This is a genomic window from Pseudomonas sp. AC532 (assembly GCF_979258965.1).
Genome location: NZ_OZ409888.1, coordinates 1,989,205 through 2,014,600, shown reverse-complemented (window position 1 = coordinate 2,014,600; position 25,396 = coordinate 1,989,205). Strand labels below are relative to the sequence as shown.

Sequence of the window (25,396 nt, the reverse complement as noted above, 5' to 3'; positions counted from 1 at the left end):
TGCGTCACGAGGGCATCTTTGTGCATGCTGATTGCGCTGCCAGGCATCACCCTGGCTGTGGAGCTCGAGGCGGTAAATGTCGTTGGCGCGAGCCATCGTGAAGAACCGAACCAGCGGGTTCCTGCCAGCGTTTCGGTAATCGAGGGTGATCGACTGCATGATGCCGATCTGGGCGCATTGGCGCAGCGTGTTCCCGGCGTGTTGTTTAGCGCCCCCAATCCGCGTTATGCCGCCATCGGTATCCGGGGGTTGGGCACGAGCTCTGCCAACGATGGGCTCGACGGTAGCGTTGCAGTATTTCTCGACGGCGTTTACCTGGGCCGCCAGGGCATGACCCCACTGGATTTCGGCGATATCGAGCGTGTCGAGATTCTGCGCGGACCGCAAGCAACGCTATACGGCAAGAATGCCACCGCTGGCGCCATCACCCTGACAAGCCGTATGCCGAGTTTCGTCAATGAAGGGCAGGGTGAAATCAGAATGGGCCAGGATGGTTTGCGCCACTACCGTGCAAGCGTCGCAGGCCCGCTGATTGATGACGAACTGGCAGGGCGGCTGAGTGTTTTCGACGTAAGCCGAGACGGCGATATCGACAATCGCTTCAACGGCGAGCGGCTTAATGAACAAGATCGCCAAGGGTTTCGCGGCCAGCTGCTATGGACACCAAACGAGCGGTTCAGCGCCAGGCTGATCGGCGACTATGCGGTGCAGGACGAGAGCGCGGTTCTCGCTGCCAGTCAGCTGAGCGGCATTACGCGGCAGCGAGCAGCATTCGTCGGCTACCAACCCTTACCGGTCTCGCCGTTTGCCCGCCGTGTCGAGCAGAACGATGGCAATCGCCTGCAAACACGGCAGCGCGGCCTGACGCTGCAACTCGATAACTACTTGGACAACGATCTCACGCTGACCAGCCTATCCGGCTATCGCGATTGGTCTTATGACAGCCGCCATGACGCCGACAGCATGCCGCTCTCGGTCGCGCGTTCGGCGGTACAGCTCGATCATCACCAATTCAGCCAGGAGCTGCGTCTGGCGCAGTCACTCGGCGAGCGTTTCGACTATGTGCTTGGTGCCTATTACCTGCAACAGCGGCTGCAGCGGGACGTCGATGTGGCCTTCGGACGTGATGCCGCGGCCTTCTTTCTAGGCGACCGTCCTGAGGTCCGCGCACTCGGTATCACCGCCCGGATGGTTCCCGCGTCCATTCTGCAGGGTGCGCAGCAGCAGTTTCGTGGCGGCCAGGACAGCGACACACAGGCACTCTTCGGCCAGTTCACCTGGCGCCCCACGGAGCGTTTGGCTATCACGCCTGGGCTGCGTTTTTCTCGCGAGCGCAAGCGAGGCGAAATTACGCGAGGTGTCAGTGGCCTGGCGCCGCTGGGTGCTGACCTGGTATCGCAATTGGGCGGCCAACTGCTGCGTGATATCGCCTTGGGCGGTGCTTACACACGAAGCAACCGCGTTGCGGAAAACAACCTGTCCGGGCAGTTGGCGGTCAGCTACCAGCTCAGCGACACCGTGGTTGGTTATGCCCGCTGGTCGAGGGGCTACAAGGCCGGGGGCATCAATCTTGAGGTCACGGGAGATGCAGTCGCGCCGGTGTTCGATGCCGAGCGCGCGACGGCTGTGGAGGTCGGTATCAAGAGCCGGTGGTGGAATGACCGTGCCTCGCTCGATGTGGCTGTTTATCAGACCGACGTTGACGACTACCAGGCGCTCAGTAACAGCGAGCCAGCCGATGAGCTATCCCCGCCGTTGCGCGACAGTTTGATCAATGTCGGCAAGGTACGTCTGCGCGGCATCGAGGCCGATGGCCGCCTGCAACTCACTTCACATGTTGGATGGCGACTGGGGCTGGCATTGAGCGATGCGCGCTACCGTTCCTTCGACAACGCACCCTGTGCTCCCGAGAGTGGCGGGGTGTCGTGCGACCTGTCAGGTAAGCAGCTGTTCAATGCGCCGCGGTGGAGCCTTTCCACCGGGATCGACTATCGCAGGCCGCTGGTTTCCGGTCTGGAGTTGTTCGGCGCCATCGATCATGATTGGCGAAGCGGCTACTACGGCGTGCTGGAGCGAGGCGAAGGCAGCTACCAGTCTGCCTATGGCCTGACAGACCTGCGCCTGGGGGTAGGGCGCTCTGACCAGGGCTGGGCCGTAGAATTATGGGCGCGCAATATCTTCGATCAGGACTACGCCAGCGCCTTCTACGCCACGCTCGGCTCCGGGGACTACGGAGTCCTGCCAGGTGCGCCGCGCACCGTTGGCGTTTCATTGCGCGGCCGTTACTGACGCTCCAGATGCTCGCGGGTCAGTTAAACCACCTGACCTACCGGCTAGTGATTCACAGGCCTTAAGTGCCATGAACCCATCGAGCGGGCTTGGTTCTCTCGGGTTTTCGCCTTTTGGCGGATTTCACACGCGATATCCGCTGCAGCAAAACATCCGTCCGGCCATACAAAATCGTCCTGTTCTGCGCGTGATTAGACTCCGCGGGCTTTTCACCCCCCAGCTACGGCTTGGCGGTGGTTTCCCAATTTTCATGGAGTTGTACGATGCCAGTTCCTTACAAGGATTCCGTACGTGCGGGTAAGCATCTGCTGTATTGCGCTGTTGTGCTGGCCGGTTCCGGAACCGCTCAGATAGCGATTGCACAGACGCTGCCCGACGCAGGACAGCTGCTCAACGAGCATCAGCAGACGCGGCCTTCCGAGCCAGATTCCACCCAGCCCCCTGCCGCGTTCGAGTTGCCTTCCGGTACCAATGGCAGCGCAACGAATTCGGGCTTGCGCGTACAACTCAAGGCCATTCGCTTCAGTGGCGACACCGATCTGGCCGAGATCGAGAACCTCAGCGAGCTGACCAAGCCGGTGCTGGGCAAGACCCTCGACCATGCAGGCCTGCAGCAATTGGTTGAGAGCCTGACCCGTTACTTGCGCGGCCGTGGCTACGTTTTGGCACGCGCTTATCTGCCTCGCCAGGACTTGACCAACGGCGAATTGGAAATCGCGCTCGTCAAAGGCCGCCTGCAGTCCGACGCCTCGCGTATCGAGGTGGACGGCAACACCCGCAGCAGTCCCGAGCGCTTGCGCCAGATTGCCGAATCTGCCCTGCCAGAAAATCAGGTTTTGCGCGCTGAAGATCTGGAGCGAGCGCTGTTGCTGATCAACGATCAGCCGGGCGTCAGCGCTCAGTCAGCTTTGGACATGGGTACCGAGCCGGGCACCAGCCGCCTGTTGATCAATGCCAAGAAAGGCCCGCTCGTATCAGGCAATTTGTCCGCGGACAATTATGGCAATCGGAGCACCGGTACTGCTCGGGCCAACGCCCAGGTGAGCCTCAACGATCCGTTGGGCATCGGCGATCAGTTGAGCATTGGGCTTAGCAAGAGCACCGGCACGGATATTGTCGGCGCATCCTACAGCCTGCCACTCACCGCCTCGGGGCTGCGCCTGAATGCAGCGGGCTCTTACCTGCGCTATGAGGTCGACCAGGAGCAGTTTCGTCCACTGGACTTGCGCGGCAACGCCCGTAGTGGATCGCTTGGCCTCAGCTATCCCGTGATTCGCTCGCGGATGCAGAACCTGAACCTCTCGGCCACCTATGAACATAAGGCTCTGGAGGACGAGGCGTTAGGCATCAACTTGCGTGATCGCGAGTTGAACAACGTCATCCTGGCCATGAGCGGCAACCGCTTCGACTCGTTGGGCGGAGGCGGGGTAACCGACGCCATGCTGGCGTTGACCATGGGTGAACTGGATCTCTCCGGCAACCGTGACGATCAATTCGCCGACCGCGTAAGTGCCGGCAGCGATGGCAGCTTCAACAAGCTGAATCTGCGCGTTTCTCGCCTGCAAAGCCTGGGCGCATCCAGCCCCTGGACGCTGTTTGGTGGCGTCTCGGCGCAATGGGCCGGCGACAACCTCGACTCCTCCGAGAAATTCCTGCTCGGTGGTCCCGCCGGCGTGCGTGCTTACCCGGTTGGCGAAGCGTCCGGTGACCAGGGCTGGCTGGCCACCCTGGAGCTGCGCCGCAATATCGCTGTGAACCTGCCAGGTGTCGTGCTGCAGGGGCTGGGCTTTGTCGATACCGGCCGTATCTGGCTGCATCAGGATACCTGGCCAGGCTCGATCAACAACGCCGGTGATACCAACCGTTATGACCTGCACGCCATCGGTGTCGGCGCTAACGCATGGGCCGGCAATTTCAGTGTGCGCACGGCCGTCGCGCGGACCCTGGACAACAACCCGGGGCGCAGCTCATCCGGCCTGGATGCCGATAGCCGTGCCAGCGACTGGCGCGCTTGGGTTCAAGCCTCTTACGCATTCTGATCTGCCCATTGCAGCCCATTACAAAATTTAGGAGCACTCCATGAAGCGCGCTTCGTTGAACCATCTCTATCGCCTTGTCTGGAGCGATGCCGATCAGGCGTTCGTAGCCGTTGCAGAACACTCGACCTCCCGCGGCAAGCGCGGCGGCATGATCGGCTTCCTGGCCGCCGTCGGCCTGCTGGGTAGCGGTGCGGTGCTAGCCGCCGACTTGCCTACGGGCGGGACCATCGTCGGTGGTAGCGGCGCCATCTCGCAGAATGGCAGCCACATGGTCGTCGACCAGCAAACCGGCAAGCTGGTCACCAACTGGAACAGCTTCGATATTGGCGCCGATGCGAGCGTGACCTTTAACCAGCCGGGCGCCAGCAGCATTGCGCTGAACCGGGTGATTGGCGGTGGTAATGCCAGCCAGATTCTCGGCAAACTCGATGCCAATGGCCAGGTGTGGCTGCTCAACCCCAACGGGGTGGTGATCGGCAAAGGCGCCGAGGTCAACGTGGGCGGCCTGGTTGCCTCCTCACTGCAGATCAGCGATCAGGATTTTCTTGCTGGTAAAACCGCGCTCAGCGGCGGTGCTGGCGCAGGTGCCGTGTTCAACCATGGCACCGTGAATGCCGCACCGGGCGGCGTGGTAGCGCTGATCGGGCCTCAGGTGGGCAACAGTGGCACCATCAGCACATCGGGTGGCAGCACGGTGCTTGCCGCTGGCGACCGGGTCAGCCTGGATTTCCAGGGCGATGGCCTGGTCGGCGTCAACGTCGAACGCGGCGTGTTCGAGGCAGCCGTGCGCAACGAGGGGCATATCAGCGCCGATGGCGGCATGGTAGCCCTGAGCGCTCGCTCAGCCGATGCACTGCTCAATAGCGTCATCAACAATACCGGCGTCATCGAGGCCAAGGGCCTGGTGGAGCGGGGTGGTCGTATCCTGCTTGACGGTGACGCCGAGGGCGGCTTGACCCAGGTTGCCGGTACGCTCGATGTGTCGTCCGAAAACGGCAAGGGTGGCAGCATCGTGGTCACCGGCGAGCGCATCGCCGTGGCTGACGCCAAGCTCGACGCCAGTGGTACAACCGGTGGCGGCACCATCAAGGTCGGGGGTGGCTGGCAGGGCCAGGACGCCACGGTGGCCAATGCCACTCAGGTGGCCGTCGAGCGCAACGTCAAGGTCAAGGCCGATGCGACCCAGGCTGGTGATGGCGGCACTGTGGTGTTCTGGGCTGATGGCGATAACCGTTTTGCCGGTGATATTTCGGTGCGCGGTGGCGAGCAGAGCGGTAACGGTGGCAAAGCCGAAGTATCCGGCAAGCAAACCCTGCAATACGCCGGCAAGACCGATGCCCGTGCGACCAAGGGACGTACCGGTGACCTGCTGCTCGACCCGACCAATATCACCGTTTCCGGCGGCAGCGGCACCAGTGGTGACTGGTCTGCTGGCAGCGGTAACGTGACGGTGTATGAAAAGACCCTGGAGGAGCAGGCCGCCAACGTGCTGATGCAGGCTACCGACAGTATTCACTTCGCCGACCTGACCCTGAACGGCGGTGATGGCACCATCAGCATGCAGGAGAACGTGAGTTTCCGTGCAGAGGTGATCAATAGCGGCACTGACCGAACGATGATGACGTTCGAGAATGCCGCCAACACACTGGAAGTGTCCGGCACCGGCAGTATCTACCTGCAGGCCGGTGGCGGCGGTACCGGGACAATTGGCGACAACAACGGTAACAGGGGCCTTTTCAATCTGATTGCCCATGGCCAGGGCGAAAACCCTGACGTGGCCGATATCCCCGCGCATATCGTCGATCAGATCGGCAGTGGTACGCCGGGTGCCGGCACCATTACCGTCCTGGGCGCCGACGGCGCCACGCTGGCGGGCAAGATCCAGACCAACGGGGGCTACGTGCGTATTTCCGTGGATTCCGATGCTGGCGTGAGCCGCGGTGGTGCCGGCAACCTGTTGATCAACAAGGGCGCCGACATCACCACCAACGGTGGCAATCTTTACCTCTCCTTCGGGGGTAACGATCACTCGGCCAGGCTGCTCAGCGATATCACTCTCGGCCAGGGCCGTCTGTATTTCGGCGATGCCATACCGGGTGGCATCACCAAACAGCTGGGCTCCTCGACGGGGCGCAAGGAGCTTGGTGGGCTGTTGAGCCTCAGTGGCGACGTCAACTTCAATACCCCGCTGACCATGCTTGGTGGCGCGTCCATCTACACCGATGGCGCGATCAACTTCACCAGCACCGTCAACCTGGACACCGGCACTGACCTGCTGACGCTGCGCGCCAACAACGTCGACTTCACCCAGGCCACGTTGCAGAACCTGTCCACCGCCAGCATTCGTCTGGAGCCGTACGACGCCACTACCAACATCCTGCTCAACAGCACCAGCGGCAATGCTGGCGGCGGTATTTTCCTGGACAGTAATGCGCCTGCCACCGATATCAGCAAGCTGGTGGGCATCAAGAATCTCACCATCGGTCGCGCTGATGGCACCGGTACCACGACGGTCGACTCTTCCGGCTTCAGCTTCGATGCCAGCAACAACCTGTCGCTGCTCAACGGCAACATCCAGGTCGATGGGGCGCTGAGCAACAGCAATGGCAGTGGGCATGTAATGGCCCAGGCAGGTGTGGGCGATGTGTTGATCGGCAGCGGCGGCACCGTTACCGCGCAAGGCAGTGGTGATGCCGTGGTGCTGGTGGCCGAGCGCAACTTCGTCAACCTGGCCGGCAGCGATGCGCTTTCGGCTACCAATGGACGTTGGCTGACCTACTCCAGCAACCCATCGGATGATATGCGTGGCGGTCTGGACGTAGCCTTCAAGCAGTACGCTGCGCAGTACGGCGACACCGTTCTAGGCTCTGGCAACGGCCATCTCTACACTTACGCGCCCAAGGTGAAAGTCGAGTTGCAGGGAGAGGTGCGCAAGACCTACGACGGCAATGCCGCCGCCAGTGTCAGCGACGCCAATTTCGCCATGAGTGGTGCTATCGATGGCGATACCATCGACGTGCTTTCCTTTGGCAATGCCTACTACGCCGACAAGAATGCCGGTGTGGGCAAGCAGGTCACCGTAGACAATGTCGAGGTGTCCGAAGCCACCAACGGCAATGTCAAAGTCTATGGCTACCAGGTCGACGCCTCCAGCGTGAGCGGCGACGTCGGGCAGATCGACCGCAAGGTGCTGACCGCCAACGCCGATGTAGCGGACAAGACCTACGACGGCACCACCACCGCGAACCTGAGCAATGTTTCGCTGGTGGGCATCGTCGGCGGTGATGAAGGCAAGGTGAACACCTCCGGCACCACTGGCGCGTTCAGCGACAAGAACGCCGGGCAGAACAAGTCCGTCAATGGCTCAGGTCTAGCCCTGACCGGCGAGGAAGCCGACAACTACAGCCTCGACACCAATGCCGAAATCGGCAAGGCGGACATCGACCGCAAGGTACTGACAGCCAACGCCGATGTAGCGGACAAGACCTACGACGGCACCACCACCGCGAACCTGAGCAACGTCTCGTTGGTGGGCATCGTCGGCGGTGATGAAGGCAAGGTGAACACCTCCGGCACCACTGGCGCATTCAGCGACAAGAATGCCGGCCAGGACAAATCCGTCACCGGTTCGGGCATCGCCCTGACGGGGGACGAGGCGAACAACTACGCCTTCGATACTGACGCTGAAATTGGCAAGGCGGACATCGACCGCAAGCTGCTGACTGCCAGCGCCGATGTAGCGGACAAGACCTACGACGGCACCACCACCGCGAACCTGAGCAACGTCTCGTTGGTGGGCATCGTCGGCGGTGATGAAGGTAAGGTGAACACCTCCGGAACCACTGGCGCGTTCAGCGACAAGAATGCCGGGCAGGACAAGTCCGTCACCGGTTCGGGCATCGCCCTGACGGGAGACGAGGCGAACAACTACGCCTTCGACACCGATGCCGAGATCGGCAAGGCGGACATCGACCGCAAGCTGCTGACTGCCAGCGCCGATGTAGCGGACAAGACCTACGACGGCACCACCACCGCGAACCTGAGCAATGTTTCGCTGGTGGGCATCGTCGGCGGTGACGAAGGCAAGGTGAACACCTCCGGAACCACTGGCGCATTCAGCGACAAGAATGCCGGCCAGGACAAATCCGTCACCGGTTCAGGCATCGCCCTGACGGGAGACGAGGCGAACAACTACGCCTTCGACACCGATGCCGAGATCGGCAAGGCGGACATCGACCGCAAGCTGCTGACTGCCAGCGCCGATGTAGCGGACAAGACCTACGACGGCACCACCACCGCGAACCTGAGCAACGTCTCGTTGGTGGGCATCGTCGGCGGTGATGAAGGCAAGGTGAACACCTCCGGCACCACTGGCGCGTTCAGCGACAAGAATGCCGGCCAGGACAAATCCGTCACCGGTTCGGGCATCGCCCTGACGGGAGACGAGGCGAACAACTACGCCTTCGACACCGATGCTGAGATCGGCAAGGCGGACATCGACCGCAAGCTGCTGACCGCCAGCGCCGATGTAGCGGACAAGACCTACGACGGCACTACCACCGCGAACCTGAGCAACGTCTCGTTGGTGGGCATCATCGACGGTGATGAAGGCAAGGTGAACACCTCCGGCACCACTGGCTCGTTCAGCGACAAGAATGCCGGCCAGGACAAATCCGTCACCGGTTCGGGCATCGCCCTGAACGGTGAGGAGGCCGAAAACTATGCCTTCGACAGCGATGCCGAGATCGGCAAAGCGGATATCGACCGCAAGCTGCTGACCGCCAAGGTCGAGGTTGCAGACAAGCTCTATGACGGCAAGAACACCGCCATCATTCGCGACATCGCCCTCGATGGGGTCGTCGATGGCGATGCAGTAGGGGCGGTTGGTGAAGCCAACTTTGAAACCCCGGCTACCGGGCAAGGGAAAACCGTCACGGTGATCGATCTGCAACTGCTCGGCGACGATGCTGCAAACTACCAGCTGGCTGACCAGCCGGTTGTCGGTGTTGCCAGCATTCAGCCGCCGATGCTTCCTCCAGCCGGCCTGATTAACACCCCGGAAGGTGCCAACGGCACTGGCACAGCAGTTAAGCGCCCAGATAATCAGCCTGTTGTATTCGAGCCTGCCTCGTATCAGCCGTTGCCGTCGACTGCGCTGTTCAGCGATACACCAAGCCTGGCAACCAGCCCGGTGAACGTGGCTGCTGCTGATGCTCTCGTCCTGCAGGACGCTGTACTTTCAGGCAATGGCCGAATGAGTCTGGCCTTGGCCAACGGCCCTTCGGAACCCGCCGTGCGTAAAAGCCTGCATATCTACCGTACCCGTGCTGGCGAGCCACTGCGCGGTGAGGGGCAGTATGCCGCGACCGATCTGGGTTCCAGCATCACGCTGGAGCTTGCCGATGCAGGTAGCCGCCAGGCTCCGGTACTGCAAGCCGCAGGCGCGAAGTCGGCGCAGGGCTCGGTGGCGCTTGCCAGCGGACAGCGCTTGAGCCTTCAGGTGACGTTGATGGCTGATGGTGTGCTGCTGGTGCAGGTGCCACAAGAGGCGGGTAGCCTCGATAGTGACGAAGTGGCTGCTTACGGGCTTGCCATAGCGAAGAAAAGCCTGGGCACCAGCGTTAATAGCATCGAAAACGTTGTGGTGGAGCATGCTCTCAGGCAAGCAGAAGTGAGCACCAAGGCACGTGTCGAGGTGGCTGCCCGCTAAGCCAAATCCCTGGTAGCTACTACCGAGAAATGCTTGAGGCACAAATCAGGTAGTCGGGGGAATCGCTGACTACCGCCACAGCGGGCATACAGTGCGTCTTACGAAATCCGCCTCGCGGCGGATAGGCTGTATGCAAGCAGAGCAGTACTTGGACCCAAAGCCCCGCCAGAAATGGATGGGGCTTTTTATTTCAGCTGTCCTGTCCTGAATAAGATTTACACTTTCTGGTATGGCCTTCACGGTCACTCGCTCCGATACGCGGACGGTCGCCTTCGCAACCTGCTCTATCTGGCCAAGCGCCTGCGCGATCCCGTGGCGATCCGACTAGACCCACATGTCCATGCGAGTAACCGGCGTTTGAGGATGGAAGCAGGCACGTCACCCAAGACGCTGAACAATGAGCTGGGCTACCTGCATGCTGTGTACAACGAGCTACGCGGCCTGGGCGTTATCGACTACCCGAATGCGCTGGAGTTGGTTAAGCCGTTGCGTGTCCAGGAACGCGAGCTTTCCTGGCTGACAAATGAACAGATAGCCGAGCTGCTGCAGGCAATCCGGACTGGCTGCGATAATCCGCACGTCGAAATCATCGTGCTCATCTGCTTGGCCACTGGGGCTCGATGGTCTGAGGCGGAAAAGCTCAAGCCGCATTCAGTGCGTAACCGGGTGATCACCTTCAGCGGCACCAAAAGCGGCAAGGTGCGATCAGTACCTATCTCTGCCGAGCTTGAAGCCAGGATCATTCGGCACTGGCGTCAGCATGGCCAGCCGAACTCGGCCATTACCGCGTTCCGCCGCGCCTTGGCCCGTACGACCATCAAACTACCAAAAGGGCAGGCGGCGCATGCACTGCGCCACACCTTCGCTAGTCACTTCATCCAGAACGGCGGAAACATCGTCACGCTGCAGCGCATTCTGGGGCACTCAAGCTTGGCCATGACTATGCGGTATGCGCACCTTGCACCTGATCATTTACAGGATGCTTTGCGCTTTGGCCCGCTTTCGTCTCTCTGATTCAGATATTCCATTGAGGGAATATTCCTTTGAAGTTATATTTTAGTCACGACTTGGGATATCGAATATACCGATGAGTTCGGTGAGTGGTGGGAACGCTTGTCTGCCGAGGAGCAGGAGTCCGTTGCGGTGTCGGTTCAGCTCTTGGAAGAGCGAGGCCCGTCCCTTGGCTTTCCACATAGCAGCGGGATCAACGGCTCGCGTCACGGCCACATGCGGGAGCTGAGGACACAGCATGAAGGCCGACCATACAGAACCCTGTACGCATTCGATCCCAGGCGTTCGGCTATTTTGCTGATCGGCGGCGACAAGACTGGTGATGATCGTTGGTATGACATCAACGTTCCGCTGTCTGATCGATTGTATGACGAACATCTGGTACAGCTTGGAAAGGAGGGCTTTGATAGATGGCTAAGAAATTCGCAGAGCTGCGCGCAAAGATGGCTCCTGGGTCTCAGGCCAGAGTAGAGGCGAAAGCCCAAAAGCTGCTTGCAGAAATGCCGCTTAATGAGCTTCGCCAGGCTCGTGGACTGTCACAGAAGGTGTTGGCTGAAGTACTGCATGTACAGCAACCCGCCATCGCGAAGATGGAAAAGCGTACTGACATGTACATTTCCACTTTGCGTAGCCACATAGAGGCCATGGGTGGTCAATTGGATGTCGTTGCCCGGTTTCCCGATGGCTCAGTTAGGATTAGTAATTTTTCAGATATCGAAAGCGATCTCATACAACAAGCTTAGCGCTTCGACACTTTTTCGACACCCAAAGAAAAACCCCTGACTTTCTCTAGGAAAATCAGGGGTTTATTTGCCGGGGTAATTTGAACAGGATTGTTAAATTGTTGATTTTGATAGGTAATTTTATTTTTTTGATTTGTGTGGAATACCTTTTGGAATACCAGAGGTTTCCGCAGGTTGCTGAGATTCTCAGCGATATCTCTGCCAATTGTCTTGACTAAGCTGAAGCGCTTCCATCCTCACAGCGCTAAGACCTCCGTAGTTTCGACATGCGGACCTTCGATTCAATGATATCCAGTACACTTGCCCCATCTCTAGCCTGCCAGCGGAGCAGGCTACCCGAACAGCTGCTCAAGATTTTTTCGAGTAAAAATGACCGTGATTAAATTAAAAGACCTTGAAGCGCACCTATGGCACGCCGCACACATCATCACCGGCCCCATCGACGCCTCCGACTACAAAACCTACATATTCCCGATCCTATTCTTCAAACGGATCTGCGATGTATATGACGAAGAGTATGAAGAGGTGCTGGCCAAGGTCGGAAGCGCGGAGCTGGCGCGCGAGAAAATCTTCCATCGCATCCAGGTTCCTGTTGGCAGCCACTGGGATGACGTGTTCGCCAAGTCCCACGACATTGGCAAGGCACTCAAGGATGCTTTTCTAGGCATAGAGCAAGCCAACACGCAGTTGCATGGCATCTTCGGCGATGCCAGTTGGACTAACAAAGAGCGCCTGCCGGATGAGCTGCTAGCCACGCTGCTCAACCACTTCAACAAAGTCGATCTCGGGGTTGCCAGCGTTCGTAACGACGATATGGGGCGCGCCTACGAATACCTGATCAAGCGCTTTGCCGACAAAGCCAACAAGAAAGCCGGCGAGTTCTACACCCCGCGCACCATTGTGCGGCTGATGGTCAACATTCTTGATCCCAAAGCGGGTGAAAGCGTTTATGACCCGGCTTGCGGCACGGGCGGCATGTTGCTGGAGACCATTCACCACGTTCGAGAAAACGCGGGTGATCCTCGGCTGCTGAAGCTCAAAGGTCAAGAAAAGAATCTGACCACTGAAGCCATTGCCCGCATGAACTTGTTTCTCCACGGCCAGGAAGACTTTGAGATTGTTCGCGGCGATACCCTGCGTGAGCCCAAATTCCTGATCTATGACCAGCTCGAAACCTTTGATTGCGTGATCGCCAATCCACCGTTTAGCCTCAGCGAGTGGGGACATGAACAGTGGGCGGCGGACGCCTACAGCCGCAACACATACGGCCTGGCCCCGAAAACCAACGGTGACTTCGCTTGGGTGCAGCACATGTTCGCCTCCCTCAATGCCGATGGGCGCATGGCGGTTGTGCTGCCCCATGGCGTGCTGTTTCGCGGAGCTGCCGAGGGCCGAATCCGCACCCGCCTGCTCAAAGAGAACCACATCGAAGCCATTATCGGCGTGGCCCCGAACCTGTTTTACGGCACCTCTATCCCGGCTTGCATCTTGTTGCTGCGCAAGCAGCGCCCTGAAGAGCATCGTGACCATGTACTGATCATCAATGCCGAGGAGATTTTCACCAGAGGCCGCGCGCAAAACACCTTGAGCAATGCCCAGGCGGATCAGATTTACCAGATCTACCTGGAGCGGTATCAGCAAGGCCCCTCTGCCACAGCATTGGAAGGCTTAGCGCGCTGGGTGCCGTTGGGTGAAATTGCTGAAAACGACTTCAGCCTGAACATTGCCCGCTATGTGCAAAAGCCACTGGAAGAAGAAACCATCACCGTCGAACAGGCGCTGAAAGTCTTTCAGCAGAAACTGGCCACGTTAGAGCAGGCCGAGCAGGAGCTGGAAGAGTTGCTGATCAAGGAAGGGTTTGAGCTATGAGCAGGGATAGCGCCGACAGCAACACCTCGCAGTTCATCATCTACCAGAGCGAAACCGCTCGCGCAGATAAACGCCTCGCCGACCTGAGCCAGCTTGCTCATCAGCTATCAAACAAGACTCATAAGAATGATTGATTACCAGAAGAACCAAGCCTCCCAGCTCGGCAAAAAGAAACTCGAAGACCTGCTCTGGGGCGCGGCCGAATTTCTGCGCGGGCAGATCGACGCCTCCGACTACAAGCAGTACATCTTCCCCTTGCTGTTCTATAAGCGCTTGTCCGACGTTTACCTGGAAGAGTATGTCGAAGCTATGGAAGTCAGCGAGGGCGACGCTGATTACGCCGTTATGCCTATGTTTCACCGCTTCCATATTCCCCAGGAGGCGCACTGGGAAAAGGTGCGCCACACCAGCAAGAACATCGGCGAAGCCATCCAGAATGCCCTGCGCCTGATCGAGACCCACAACGAACGTCTGCACGGCGTATTCGGCGATGCCCAGTGGACCAACAAAGAGCGTCTACCCGACCATCTGCTGGCTGACCTGATTCAGCACTTCAGCAAGATCCCCCTAGGCATCAAATCGGTGGCCCAGGACGACCTAGGCGAAGCTTACGAATACCTGATCAAGAAGTTCGCCGACGACTCCGGCCACACTGCCGCCGAGTTTTACACCAACCGCACCGTGGTGCACCTGATGACCCGAATCATGGGTCTCAAACCCGGCGAGACCGCCTATGATCCCACCTGCGGCACCGGCGGGATGCTGCTTAATGCGGTGATGGATTTGCGTGCGGCAAGCAAGGGGTCAGCAGCGCAGAACCAGGAGTGGCGCAGTGTCAAACTCTATGGTCAGGAAGTTAACCTGCTTACCTCTGCCATCGCCCGAATGAACATGTTCCTGCACGAGATCGAAGAGTTCGAGGTGTTACGCGGCGATACTCTGGGTGAGCCCAAATTTATCGAGGGCGACCAACTCAAGCAGTTCGACGTGATCTTCGCCAACCCGCCGTACTCCATCAAAAAATGGAACCGCGACAAGTTCGCCGCCGACCCCTATGGCCGCAACCTCTACGGCGTACCACCGCAGGGCTGCGCTGACTATGGCTTCTACACCCATATAATCAAGAGCCTTAAGCCTGATACAGGGCGCGCCGCCATGCTCTGGCCCCACGGAGTACTGTTCCGTGACTCGGAGCAAGCCATCCGTAAGCAGGTGATCGAGTCAGACATTATCGAAGCAGTGATCGGCCTAGGTCCCAACCTTTTCTACAACTCGCCGATGGAATCCTGCGTGGTGGTGCTCAACTGCAATAAGCCCACTGAGCGCAAAGGCAAAGTCCTGTTTATCAATGGCGTTGAGCATGTCACCCGCGAGCGCGCACATAGCCGCCTCTCGGATGATGATCTGGTTGTACTGACCGAAGCCTACTGTGCACCGAGCAACCAGCCGGCCATTACCGCGTTAGTGGATATAGAGGCGATTCGCGAGAATCAGCACAATTTATCGATTCCGCTCTATGTGCAGGCCCTCTGCGATGAAGACGTGCATGATATTGAACATACCATTGAAGTTTGGAAGGTGGGTCGGCTACAGCTAAGTAAAAATAACAAGCAACTATTAAAGAGCTTAAGCGAGTTGGGATATCAGATTGATGGCGAGGAAGCTCTGTGATTAGTGAAAAACAGACTGTGAGCTTTGGTGATCTCTGTCGCGAGATCAAGCTGACTACCAAAAATCCAGTTGCTGACGGATATGATCGCTATATTGGGTTGGAGCATTTGGACTCTGGGTCATTAAAAATCAAACGCTGGGGGGAAATCGCTGAAGATAATCCAGGATTTACGCGTGTATTTAAGAAAGGACATATTCTTTTTGGCAAGCGTCGACCATATTTAAAAAAGGCTGCAGTTGCAGAGTTTGATGGGATCTGCTCGGGAGATATTATCGTTCTGGAGTCAACGGAGAGATTGGCGTGCCCGGATATTATTCAGGTGATTGTTCAGTCGCAAGGCTTCTGGAACTACGCTGTAAGTAACTCGTCAGGCTCCTTGTCGCCACGTACGAAATTTAAGCTATTGGCTAATTACAAGTTCGAACTCGGAGATGAACTCTGGCAAAAGAATACACTCTCCGTGTTTTATGCATTTCAGTCCGCAAAATTTTGCGCAGCAGAAGCACAATCGTATTTTCAAATTCTCTTCACTTCGGTACTGAAGGAAATGTTGGTACTAAAAGCTAAGGGGGATGAAAAAAGTCTAGAGGATGTATGTACTATAGTTAGGGGGAGTTCACCTAGACCCAAGGGAGATGCTAGGTACTATGGTGGGAATATCCCTAGATTAATGGTTGAGGATATTGTCCGTGATGGTAAATATGTAAGCCCTTGTATTGACTATCTTACAGAAGAAGGTGCTGAGAGAAGTCGGTTAAAAGAAGAAGGAGCTTTGGTGATCGTTTGTAGTGGTACACCTGGAACTGTGGGTAGGCCGGCGATTCTTAATTTTCCTGCATGTATACACGACGGAATTATATCGCTAGATAAAATTGATGAGACCATTGTAAGAAAGGATTACTTGTATTATTTGTTGCTGCTAAATCAGCGGCAAATATATAATCTGGCGACTCATGGTGGAACTTTTGTTAATCTTACAACTTCTATAGTAAAAAAAATGAGGTTTGTTTTTCCCGCGCTAGAGTATCAAGATAGCCTTGTCTCGGTGCTTGAATATTTTGAAAGACAGGTTGGCTTGTTGAGTTTGAGGTCAGAAAATATTAGTGATCTAGAGATATTAACGGGTTCGCTATAAGGGCTGCTATATGTTTAACGAACAAACCGTCACCGAAAATGGAGTTATCGACCGCTTAAAAAATTTAAGCGGGATAAAGTGGACCTACTGCCACGGCGAGAGCCTGCCCAAGAAGGCGCAGGATATCTTTGTCGATGAGTGGCTAAAAGATGCGTTATGTTCGTTAAACCCGGCGATCGACAAACAACCGGATTACGCCGATGAAGTGATTCACAAGTTACGCGGTGTACTGCTGGAGGCCCCGCACAGTGGCTTGGTCCGGGCCAACGAAAATTTCCAGCCGTGGTTGCTGGCTGAAAAAACGTTGGCCTTTGGCGAGAACGGCGAGCACGTCACCATCAATCTGATCGACTTCGACAACCTCAACAACAACCACTTTGTGGTGGCCCAGCAGGTGCACTATGTGGCGGCTGGCGAGGTGTTCTTCGATATCGTGCTGTATGTAAACGGCATCCCGCTGGTGGTGGGTGAAGTGAAAAGCGCCACTCGCCCCAGTGTCAGTTGGCAAGACGGTGCCGCTGACTTTATGGGCGGAAAGAAGCACTATTGGCAGCATGTGCAGGCCTTCTTCGTGCCCAACCTGCTTTGCTTCGCTAGCGAGGGCAAAACCTTTGCCTACGGCGCGATCAATGCCCGTGTCAAGGATTGGGGCCCTTGGCACCACACTGATCAGCGCGAGGATATTCCCGCCACCCTGGCCTCCGTGTTGGAGAGCGTCGAAGGGCTACTGAACCCGCAAACCCTGCTGCAACTGCTGGCCTCCTTTGCGCTGTTCTCTACCCATAAAACCGGTAAAGGCACGCCGCCCAAGCGCATCAAATTGCTGCCGCGTTACCCGCAGTTCGAGACGGCCAAGCAGATTGTCGAGCGGGTCAAACAGGGTTACCCGAAAAAAGGCTTGATCTGGCACTTCCAAGGTTCGGGCAAGTCGCTGCTGATGCTCTACGCGGCCAAGATGCTGCGTGCCGATAACGAGCTGAAAAACCCCACCGTGCTGATCGTGGTCGACCGCCGCGACCTGGACAGCCAGATCAGCGAGACCTTTGGCGGCGCTGACGTAAAAAACCTGGTTAAGGTGCAGAGCTGCAAAAAGCTCGGTGAACATATCGAGCAGGACAGCCGCGGTATCCTCATCACCACCATTTTCAAGTTCAAAGATGTTGAGATCGATGAGCGCAACCTGGCGGGCCTAAATAGTCGCGACAACATCATCGTGCTGGTGGATGAAGCCCACCGCACCCAGGAAGGCGGCTTGGGCGAGAAGATGCGCTGGGCGCTGCCCAATGCCCACTTCTACGGCCTGACCGGCACGCCGATCTCCGGTATCGAGCGCAATACCTTCAAGCTGTTTGGCGCCGATGAAGACCCCGGCCGCTATATGAACCGCTACAGCTACAAACAGTCGATCCGCGACGGTGCCACTAACCCGGTTAAGTTCGAGCCCCGGCTAGCCGAATTACGAGTCGACCGTGAGGCGATCAACGAAGAGTTCGAGCAACTGGTCAAAGACAACAACCTGGACGAGGACGAAAAGGCCGCCCTGTCCAAGCGCGCCGGCAAGCTGGCCGTGATGCTCAAGGCACCGAAACGCATGGAGGCCATCAGCGCCGACATTGCCGAACACTTCACCAGCCATGTGCAGCCGAAAAAGATGAAGGCCATGGTGGTGGTCTATGACCGCGATGCCTGCGTGCAGATGTATTACCTACTTGGTAACAAGCTGGGTTTCGACGCACTGGAGGTGGTCATGAACCTCGACCAGGCGCCAGTGAAGGACGAGAACGGCAAGCTCAACAAGGACTGGAACAAGTGGAAGGAAGAGCTCAATCTGCCGATCAAGCAAGCCGACTTTGAGCGCTGGCAGAAGTTTGATGGCGAAGAGCAGGCACAGAAAAACCTGCTGGAAACCTACAAAGACCCAAAACAACCCCTGCAACTGCTGATCGTAACCGCCAAGCTGCTGACCGGTTTCGATGCGCCAATCTGCTACTGCATGTACCTGGATAAACCGCTGCGCGACCACACCTTGCTGCAGGCCATGTGCCGCACCAACCGCCTGTATGAGGCGGACGGGGTGGTCAAGCGTATGGGCCTGATCATCGATTATCTGGGTGTATTCGAAAACCTGCGCACGGCGCTGGCCTATAACCCGGAAGAGATCGACGGGATTGTCGAAGGCATCGAGAAGTTCAAGGAGTTGCTGCCAGAGCAGTTGAAGCTGTGTCTGGCCTTCTTCCCAAACGTGGACCGCACCGTGGCAGGCTTCGACGGTATCCTAGCCGCACAGGAATGCTTGCCGGACAATAAAAGCCGCGATGAGTTTGCCGCAGCCTTTGGCGTGCTGGCCAAACTCTGGTCGGCCATCAACCCCGACCCTTTCCTGACGCCCTACCGCCAGGATTACAAATGGCTGGCGCAAATCTATGAATCAGTACGCCCGGTTGGTCAAACGGGAGCACTGGTCTGGGCCGCGTTAGGGCCGGAGACCATCAAAATGATTCACGAGCACACCGATATCAGTCGCATACGCGATGACATCGATGAGCTGATCATGGATGAACACGCGATCTTCACCCTGACCGAGAAAGAGCAGGAGAAACGTGCTCGTCGGCTGGAAATAGACTTGATGGGACGTCTGCGCGGCCATGGCGAGGCTGTATTCGTCGAGCTGGGCGAGCGCCTGGAGAAACTGCGCCGAGAATATGAAGCAGGCGTAATCAAGGCTATCGATTGGCTCAAGGGCCTACTGGATGCCGCCAAAGATACGGTGCAGGCCGAGCGTGAAACCGGTGACCCGGTGGTAACGGAGGCAGACAACAAGCAGGCGCTGACCAAACTCTTCCTGGAAACCCGCCCGGAAACCACGCCGAAGCTGATTGGTGATGTGGTCGAGCAGATCGACAAAATTGTGAACGCTACTCGCTTTGAGGGCTGGCAAAACTCCAAAAGTGGTCCACGCGAAATCCAGAAAGCACTCATGCTGACCCTGGCGCAGTTTGGCCTAAGCAAAGACAAAGACCTTTTTGAGAAGGCCTATGCTTATATTGAAGAGCATTACTAAGTCGATGACGTACCGCCGTGACCTGACGGTGACATCGGCATCACCCTTAATGCTAAGCTCCTGAGATGTGCTCAGGAGCCGCTTATGCTACATATAACTACAGTTGATACTGAGGCCTATATGTTATATCTGAAGGGCTTTCATTATTTATAGCGCCTCAAAGGCCCAGAGGTGACTTGAGTAAGGCGCCCCTTCTTTGTTAAGTTTATAAAAAATTCTGAATTGAGACCCGGCCGCACTATCCGTGATGGCGGTGGCGCAGCGACTAACTTTAGTCCCTTGTTGTAGAGTTTGACCGACAGTTACCCACGCTTCGTTTTTGTTTTTTCTATGCACCACCTCGACAATTACGGAAGGGAGGGCGCTGAATTTTCCCTTTGCCGGACTTGCGTCGGAAATGTAAGTGATCGCAGACGGGATCTGCATCAACTCCAAGCTCTTGAGGCAGCGCATTAGACTGATTTTTGAAAATAGCGGTAGATTTTCCGAAAGATGATTTGGGTCTTTGTTTGTTATAATTCCATATATTATTTTTATATTAATATTTTCAATTGCGTCGCAGTATTGCTGTAAATTATTTTGGCCAATTCGTTCTGTGATCAATTCCTTCAGCTTTTCCCGGCATTTTGGCTCTAAAATTATTAGCTCAGCTGAGTTTATGCCCTGGTTGAATAAATGGCTGAGTTGAGATGATCTAGTGGATATCTTTAAGTGGTAGAGTTTAGCCAGCTCTTGGCCGCCGTCATCAGCCCTGCTCAGAGTGTATAAGTCACAAGGCTCAATGGCAGTCTGCCCATCGAGGCTCATATTTGTTTGGTCCAAACATATAAACGCGGGTAGACTTTCAGATACAGCAGTATTATAAGATTCTTCGCTGTAATGGCTGATCCCATCCTTTGTAAAGTCGTGATTGTAATCAAATAAATCCGTGCGCTCGAATTTTGTGTCGAGGTATTCTTTAAGTAGCTCTACGTATTCTCGCTCTACTCGATACCATGAGCCTTCACATATGTGATAAATTTCTGCTTGCTCATGAATGTCAAGCAGTAGGCAGTTATATATATTATAGGCTTTGTTGATGTTTCCATCTGTATCGCACAATGCAACGCTAAAAGATTTTAATTTGTCTATAGTGAAATCAGTCAGATCGATTTTTTCGCCAAGGTAGTCGTAAAATGCTTCCAGCGATATGTCTGTATAGATTTCCGCCACTCCACCGCGTCCTTGAAATCTGCAGGAAGTGTTGTCTCGGTAATCTACGATATCAGGGATGCAAATGGAAAGCGACGGATCTCGGGCAATAAAAAACTTTAGAAGTTTATCATCTAGGGTGCGCACAATATCAGGATCATTTTCAGGTGAGATTTTCCCAACATTTGGAAAAGTGTTCAGGTAATCATTGCTGTTGTACAGCGCTAGTAAGTTGGTGCACAGGCCATGAAGCTCCTCAGGAAGGAACTTTAAACTGACCTTGAGGCTCGCTGAGCCTGTTGCACTTTTAAAAAGTCCAGTTAGATCCTCCCTGACAGCCCCTGTGAGGCTTCGAACAATTTCTGTATTGCTGTCAAAGTCAAGAAACGTTATATCTGCAGCCGCTGGGATCTGGGTTCTCTTCCTTCTTGAAGCGCCAGGATCCATTACGTCTGCACTTTTCAGTTTTTTTGGATCGAGACTATTAAGTGTTACTAGTAGTCCAAAGTCATACTCGTAGCAGTTGTCGCGAAGCTTATGAAATACATGTCCAAACGATAGGGCAAACCATCTATCTGCTACTGGTATGAAGACTAGTGCGCCTTTGTTTGATTGTTGGAGAGGGTTAGCGATATTGAAGTATTGACGCCACCAAGGCTCTCTTGGTTGGCCGTCTAGAATATAAACGCTTGAGTTCTCTGGAAGACGATCTGATGCTACGACTTGACCTAACTCGTGCTCTTCTTTTAGCGAGTTAGTGGCGTTGAATCCTTGTTTTAGCAGGAATATAGTAAAAGGACGACTTTTCAATTGCTGAATCCCTTCGGTTGGCATTGATTGAATGTTGTTTAGAGCGGTGACGGGAATCCTATCCTCTTGTTGGCATATTGCCATCATCTTTCATTATATGACTGAATTTTCTTCCAAATGCAAGCCGTCCTTTATTCAGGCTTCGTGCTGTTCTCATCAGCCCCTCGACGGTTTCTTGACGTATCTAATGCTGTCGGTCGTGGTGACTGGCGCGGGTTTTAATCATAGTAAGAACCATGGCTTTTTCAGGCGTTTCGCGAGCAGCCGAACTGTCAGTAGATAGTAATAGCGCGTCGCGTCACTGCGACCTGCCAAACAATTGTCAAGAAACCAAATTAAATGCTTCCTCTGCCAATTCCACGGTGTCTCTCGCTGCCATCGCTTTGCGATAGCCACTTGGATAGCCCTAGCTTGCCGAAAATGACGTCGCCGTGTCGCATGCGACCCACTCAGTACGCCGACTAAGAACAACTCCATATCGAATGGCTTGCTCATGTCCGTCCTCCGATGTAGGCCGCGACCACGTCAATCCTACCGTGCCCAAGCTCGTAGCTGATTTGCTTTCGGGCCTCACGATCTAGGGTCTTATCTACCTGACAACATCGGCCGCCGTTGATAGGTGCGCGATGTTGAGTCATTTGCTCATAGCGCTCACATGCGTATGCCGCTCGTAGCTCATGGAAGCCTTTGAGCGTATGTGCATGCAGGACGTCCCTTGCAGGGCGGATGATCTCCTGGAGAACATTCAGGTAGCTTTCGTGTGGCGCAAGCAGGTTGCGGCTACCCGCAGGCGACACTTGCCGTGCAAACCCAAGTGCACCTCGACCATAGCCATCCACCGCGATCCAACGTGGAGCCGAGGCACCGGCGCGGCCGCCTTTGGTGCCATCCTGAATGTTAATCCTGCCTAAATACTTAGCCTCACGGCTTAGCCGTGGCAGGTCAGCCAAGATAGCCTCGCGCAAGCGCATGCCGGTGGCTCGCGCCAACAGAACGATCGCTGCCGCTCGTAGCTGATGACAACTGCAAAGCGCATCGACGATCTGCTTAACCTGTTCGCGGTCTTGGCCTTGCGGCACTGATTGTCGAACCCCGGTACGCTGCATACCTAACGCCTTGCTCGGGCTGGGCAACTTCACGCACTGATCACCGCGAAGCGCCGCCATGGTTCTGTTAACGCTGGATATCCGGTTTTGTGCAGTGCTGACGGCGAGCTCACCGCGCCCAACTACGTCGCGCAGATGCGCCGCATAGTCGGCCAACACCTTCAGATCAATCTGCCGCGCATCATTGATACCGGGCCCCAGTTCGGAACGGCACCATTTGACAAATGCCTGCCACCGATCACAGTGCGCTTTGACTGTGCCGTAATGGCCACCGCCGAACATATCTTTCAGCGCCAGCAGTCCTGCATAGCTCAATTGCCTGCCGTAGCCGAAATTGCGGCCATCGCGTCTCCCCAGCAATGCCATGTCGGTCACCTCATCGTCCGCTCTCCGATCCTCGCCCCACATCATCCCGCCAAGAATGTTGAGTGTTATCAGGGATCAAGGCCCCTGCGACCTGTGGGGAGTGTCCACCACGCAGGACTGGCGGCTCCTTACAACCGGGAGCAAGGGCATCTCATGATCTGGCCTCCTGAGCACCGATACCGGTGGGCGGGTGGAGGCTGCACTGGCTGACGAGACCAGCGCCTGAAGATCCTGAGCTGGGTGAACTCAGCGATGCGATGACCGGGGCATACCTGACTGTCAGTCAGGTGCAGTCCATTCCGTGGTCTGCGGCACCATCATCTACAGCGCTGTTGCTGGTGACGTCGGCGTTTGTCACGCCAATTGTCACGAGAGGAGTTGCCGCAAAGCCACGTGCGACGAGGCCTGCAGCAGTGTTTGAAGCGCCCGTCTCTTTCCAGGAGAAAGAGACGGGCGCAGGTTGGCGCAAGATTCGGCCAAGCGGATAGGTTGCTGCAGGGCAGTGAAGTAGGAAGTGTCGTCTGGCGCACGAGGGCCATGATCTGAAGTAGGCATCCATCACTGGGGAGGTGACCGGGCGAGCTGCCGGACGCGAATCGCCATTTGGGGGAGAACCACCGCGGGAGCGGCGTGGCCTTCAAGGTTCGGGCCACCTGGGTTGCTGTCATCGACAGCGCTTGCACGGCCAGTTCTACGCCTGTGGATAAACCCGGTCAAGGTTCGAAATTCAGCGCCAATTTGGACTTAAAGAACTGTTATCCACCGGTGGAGTTCCGTGGTAAATCCTGGACAACCTGGTCGCTTTTAGCTCTTCAAAGTAAGGTCCATCCAAACAGGGCGGCTTTGCAGCCCTGTTTGGATGGACCCGCGCTTAGAAGCGGATAAGTGAGGCTGTTTGCCCCGAATCTTGAGCGCTCAGTTGTTGCTGCTGCCGTTCTGGCGCCGTACAGAGCTAGCGAATCGGTACCACGTTCTTGTCTCTGACTTGGCCGTACGCTGAGGCAAGCAGACTTCCGGTCGCGGCTTTCTGGATGTACTCACTCCACCACGCCATCATCGGACGCCGGCGCTCGATGTAGTCGGCTCGGTTGTACGCACTGCGCACCTCATCCTTGTCGACATGCGCCAGTGCGACCTCAATGAGTTCCGGGTCCCAGCCATGCTCATTCAAGATGGTGCTGGCCATCGAGCGCATGCCGTGGCTGACAAGTCGATCCTGGAAGCCCATACGTTTCAACGCCATGTTGGCGGTCTGGCTATTGGCGTGGGTGCGAGGATTTCTGTCTGCCGGGAAGACGTATTCGCGATGGCCGCTGTGACTCTTCAGCGACTCCAACAGTGCGACAGCGTGGTCACTCAACGGGATGCTGTGTGGGCGACGCTTCTTCATCCGCTCCGGTGGGATAGTCCAGACACGCCTTTCAAAGTCGATGTCAGCCCAGCGAGTAGTCGCCGCCTCGGCAGGGCGAGTCATCGTGTGCAACTGCCATTCGATCAGGCAGCGGGTCGTGCGTTTGATACTGGCGTTCGCGATCTCCAGCATAAGCTCGGGGAGCTCTTCGGGCGGAAGCGCAGCCATGTTCTCTTTCTTAGGCTTCTTGAAGACCGCCCTGATACCGCTGAGTGGGTTGGCGAAGATCAGACCAGAGTTCACCCCGTAGGTCATGATCTCGTTAAGCCGTTGGCTAAGACGCTTGACCGTCTCCAGACTGCCTTTCGCTTCGATTGGACGAAGTAACCCGATCACCATCGGCGCGGTGATTTTCGTGAGTGGTGTCGTCCTCAAGTCGGGGAACACATGCAGCGTGAGCGACCGCCAAATGTCCTCGGCGTAGGCCGGGGTGACCGAGTCTTTCTTGAGCTCGAACCAGGCGGTGGCCACGTTCTCGAAGGTGTGTTCGGTTTCCGCGCGCTTGGCTTCATTCAACGTATTGCGCTGCACCTTCGGATCGATGCCCTGGGCGAGCAGCTCGCGTGCATCGACTGCCATCTTTCGGGCGTTCGCCAGTGACAGTTCGGGGTAGGTCCCAAAGCCGATGTTGATACGCTTCTTGGTCACCGGCTCGCGGTAGTTGAAATTCCACAGCAACGAGCCGTTGCTGCGTACGCGGAGCTGCAAACCGTCACCGTCAGTGAGGACATAATCCTTGGACGCGGGTTTGACTCCCTTGAGCTGTCGATCGGAGAGGCGGAGGGTTTGAGCAGGCATGAGATTGTCCTCAAGCACTGAATCGGTATTCCAAAGACTAGCACCGGATGTGCTGGAATACCGTCTGGAATACCCAAATGGCTGGAACTCAAAAACTCTCAAAAGACCGCAAAAGCGCTGGAAGCCGCGTATTTACTGAATTTCAGGCACAAAAAAAGACGTCAGTGGACGTCTTTAGATGATGA

The 25,396-nt window shown here is 56.3% G+C and carries 15 protein-coding genes; 11 read left to right on the top strand and 4 right to left on the bottom strand.

Annotation, left to right across the window (positions count from 1 at the left end; translation table 11 throughout):
• Positions 1–24 precede the first annotated feature (24 nt).
• From ACZ0AV_RS09575 to ACZ0AV_RS09525, 11 genes are all read left to right on the top strand, one after another.
• A complete protein-coding gene (locus tag ACZ0AV_RS09575) occupies positions 25–2,289 on the top strand; it encodes a TonB-dependent receptor (RefSeq protein ID WP_499150825.1) in 2,265 nt (754 codons plus the stop codon).
• Positions 2,290–2,552: 263 nt separating this feature from the next.
• Positions 2,553–4,328 carry a ShlB/FhaC/HecB family hemolysin secretion/activation protein gene (locus ACZ0AV_RS09570; protein ID WP_499150824.1) on the top strand — a complete coding sequence of 592 codons (1,776 nt, stop codon included), beginning with the start codon at positions 2,553–2,555 and terminating at the stop codon, positions 4,326–4,328.
• A 40-nt stretch (positions 4,329–4,368) separates the two neighbouring features.
• The gene (locus tag ACZ0AV_RS09565) at positions 4,369–10,038 is read left to right on the top strand and encodes a YDG domain-containing protein (RefSeq protein ID WP_499150823.1); all 5,670 of its coding nucleotides are present in this window, start codon (positions 4,369–4,371) and stop codon (positions 10,036–10,038) included.
• 171 nt (positions 10,039–10,209) lie between these two features.
• Positions 10,210–11,052, top strand: coding sequence for a phage integrase (locus ACZ0AV_RS09560; protein WP_499150822.1), 843 nt, complete (start codon positions 10,210–10,212; stop codon positions 11,050–11,052).
• 39 nt (positions 11,053–11,091) lie between these two features.
• Positions 11,092–11,520, top strand: coding sequence for a type II toxin-antitoxin system RelE/ParE family toxin (locus ACZ0AV_RS09555; RefSeq protein WP_499153337.1), 429 nt, complete (start codon positions 11,092–11,094; stop codon positions 11,518–11,520).
• The gene (locus ACZ0AV_RS09550; RefSeq protein WP_499150821.1) at positions 11,460–11,792 is read left to right on the top strand and encodes an XRE family transcriptional regulator; all 333 of its coding nucleotides are present in this window, start codon (positions 11,460–11,462) and stop codon (positions 11,790–11,792) included. Before ACZ0AV_RS09555 ends, ACZ0AV_RS09550 begins: the two co-directional genes overlap by 61 nt.
• Positions 11,793–12,161: 369 nt before the next feature.
• Positions 12,162–13,661 (top strand): type I restriction-modification system subunit M, encoded by a 1,500-nt coding sequence (locus ACZ0AV_RS09545; RefSeq protein WP_499150820.1) that lies wholly within the window; start codon positions 12,162–12,164, stop codon positions 13,659–13,661.
• Positions 13,658–13,795, top strand: a complete 138-nt coding sequence (locus ACZ0AV_RS09540) for a hypothetical protein (protein ID WP_499150819.1) — start codon at positions 13,658–13,660, stop codon at positions 13,793–13,795. Before ACZ0AV_RS09545 ends, ACZ0AV_RS09540 begins: the two co-directional genes overlap by 4 nt.
• The gene (locus ACZ0AV_RS09535; RefSeq protein ID WP_499150818.1) at positions 13,788–15,332 is read left to right on the top strand and encodes a type I restriction-modification system subunit M; all 1,545 of its coding nucleotides are present in this window, start codon (positions 13,788–13,790) and stop codon (positions 15,330–15,332) included. Before ACZ0AV_RS09540 ends, ACZ0AV_RS09535 begins: the two co-directional genes overlap by 8 nt.
• Positions 15,329–16,468, top strand: a complete 1,140-nt coding sequence (locus ACZ0AV_RS09530) for a restriction endonuclease subunit S (protein WP_499150817.1) — start codon at positions 15,329–15,331, stop codon at positions 16,466–16,468. The genes ACZ0AV_RS09535 and ACZ0AV_RS09530 overlap by 4 nt, the downstream gene beginning before the upstream one ends.
• A 10-nt stretch (positions 16,469–16,478) precedes the next feature.
• Entirely contained in the window at positions 16,479–19,529 is a 3,051-nt protein-coding gene (locus ACZ0AV_RS09525; protein ID WP_499150816.1) for a type I restriction endonuclease subunit R, read from the top strand.
• A 147-nt stretch (positions 19,530–19,676) separates the two neighbouring features.
• Here ACZ0AV_RS09525 and ACZ0AV_RS09520 read toward each other — a convergent pair whose 3' ends face one another.
• From ACZ0AV_RS09520 to ACZ0AV_RS09505, 4 genes are all read right to left on the bottom strand, one after another.
• Positions 19,677–21,614, bottom strand: a complete 1,938-nt coding sequence (locus tag ACZ0AV_RS09520) for a DUF6119 family protein (RefSeq protein ID WP_499150815.1) — start codon at positions 21,612–21,614, stop codon at positions 19,677–19,679.
• A gap of 138 nt (positions 21,615–21,752) precedes the next feature.
• Positions 21,753–22,025: a hypothetical protein gene (locus tag ACZ0AV_RS09515; RefSeq protein WP_232917578.1), complete on the bottom strand. Its 273-nt coding sequence runs from the start codon at positions 22,023–22,025 to the stop codon at positions 21,753–21,755.
• Positions 22,022–23,002 (bottom strand): site-specific integrase, encoded by a 981-nt coding sequence (locus ACZ0AV_RS09510; protein ID WP_499150814.1) that lies wholly within the window; start codon positions 23,000–23,002, stop codon positions 22,022–22,024. The genes ACZ0AV_RS09515 and ACZ0AV_RS09510 overlap by 4 nt, the downstream gene beginning before the upstream one ends.
• A 952-nt stretch (positions 23,003–23,954) precedes the next feature.
• Complete coding sequence (locus ACZ0AV_RS09505) at positions 23,955–25,211, bottom strand: integrase domain-containing protein (RefSeq protein WP_499150813.1); 1,257 nt, start codon at positions 25,209–25,211, stop codon at positions 23,955–23,957.
• Positions 25,212–25,396 lie beyond the last annotated feature (185 nt).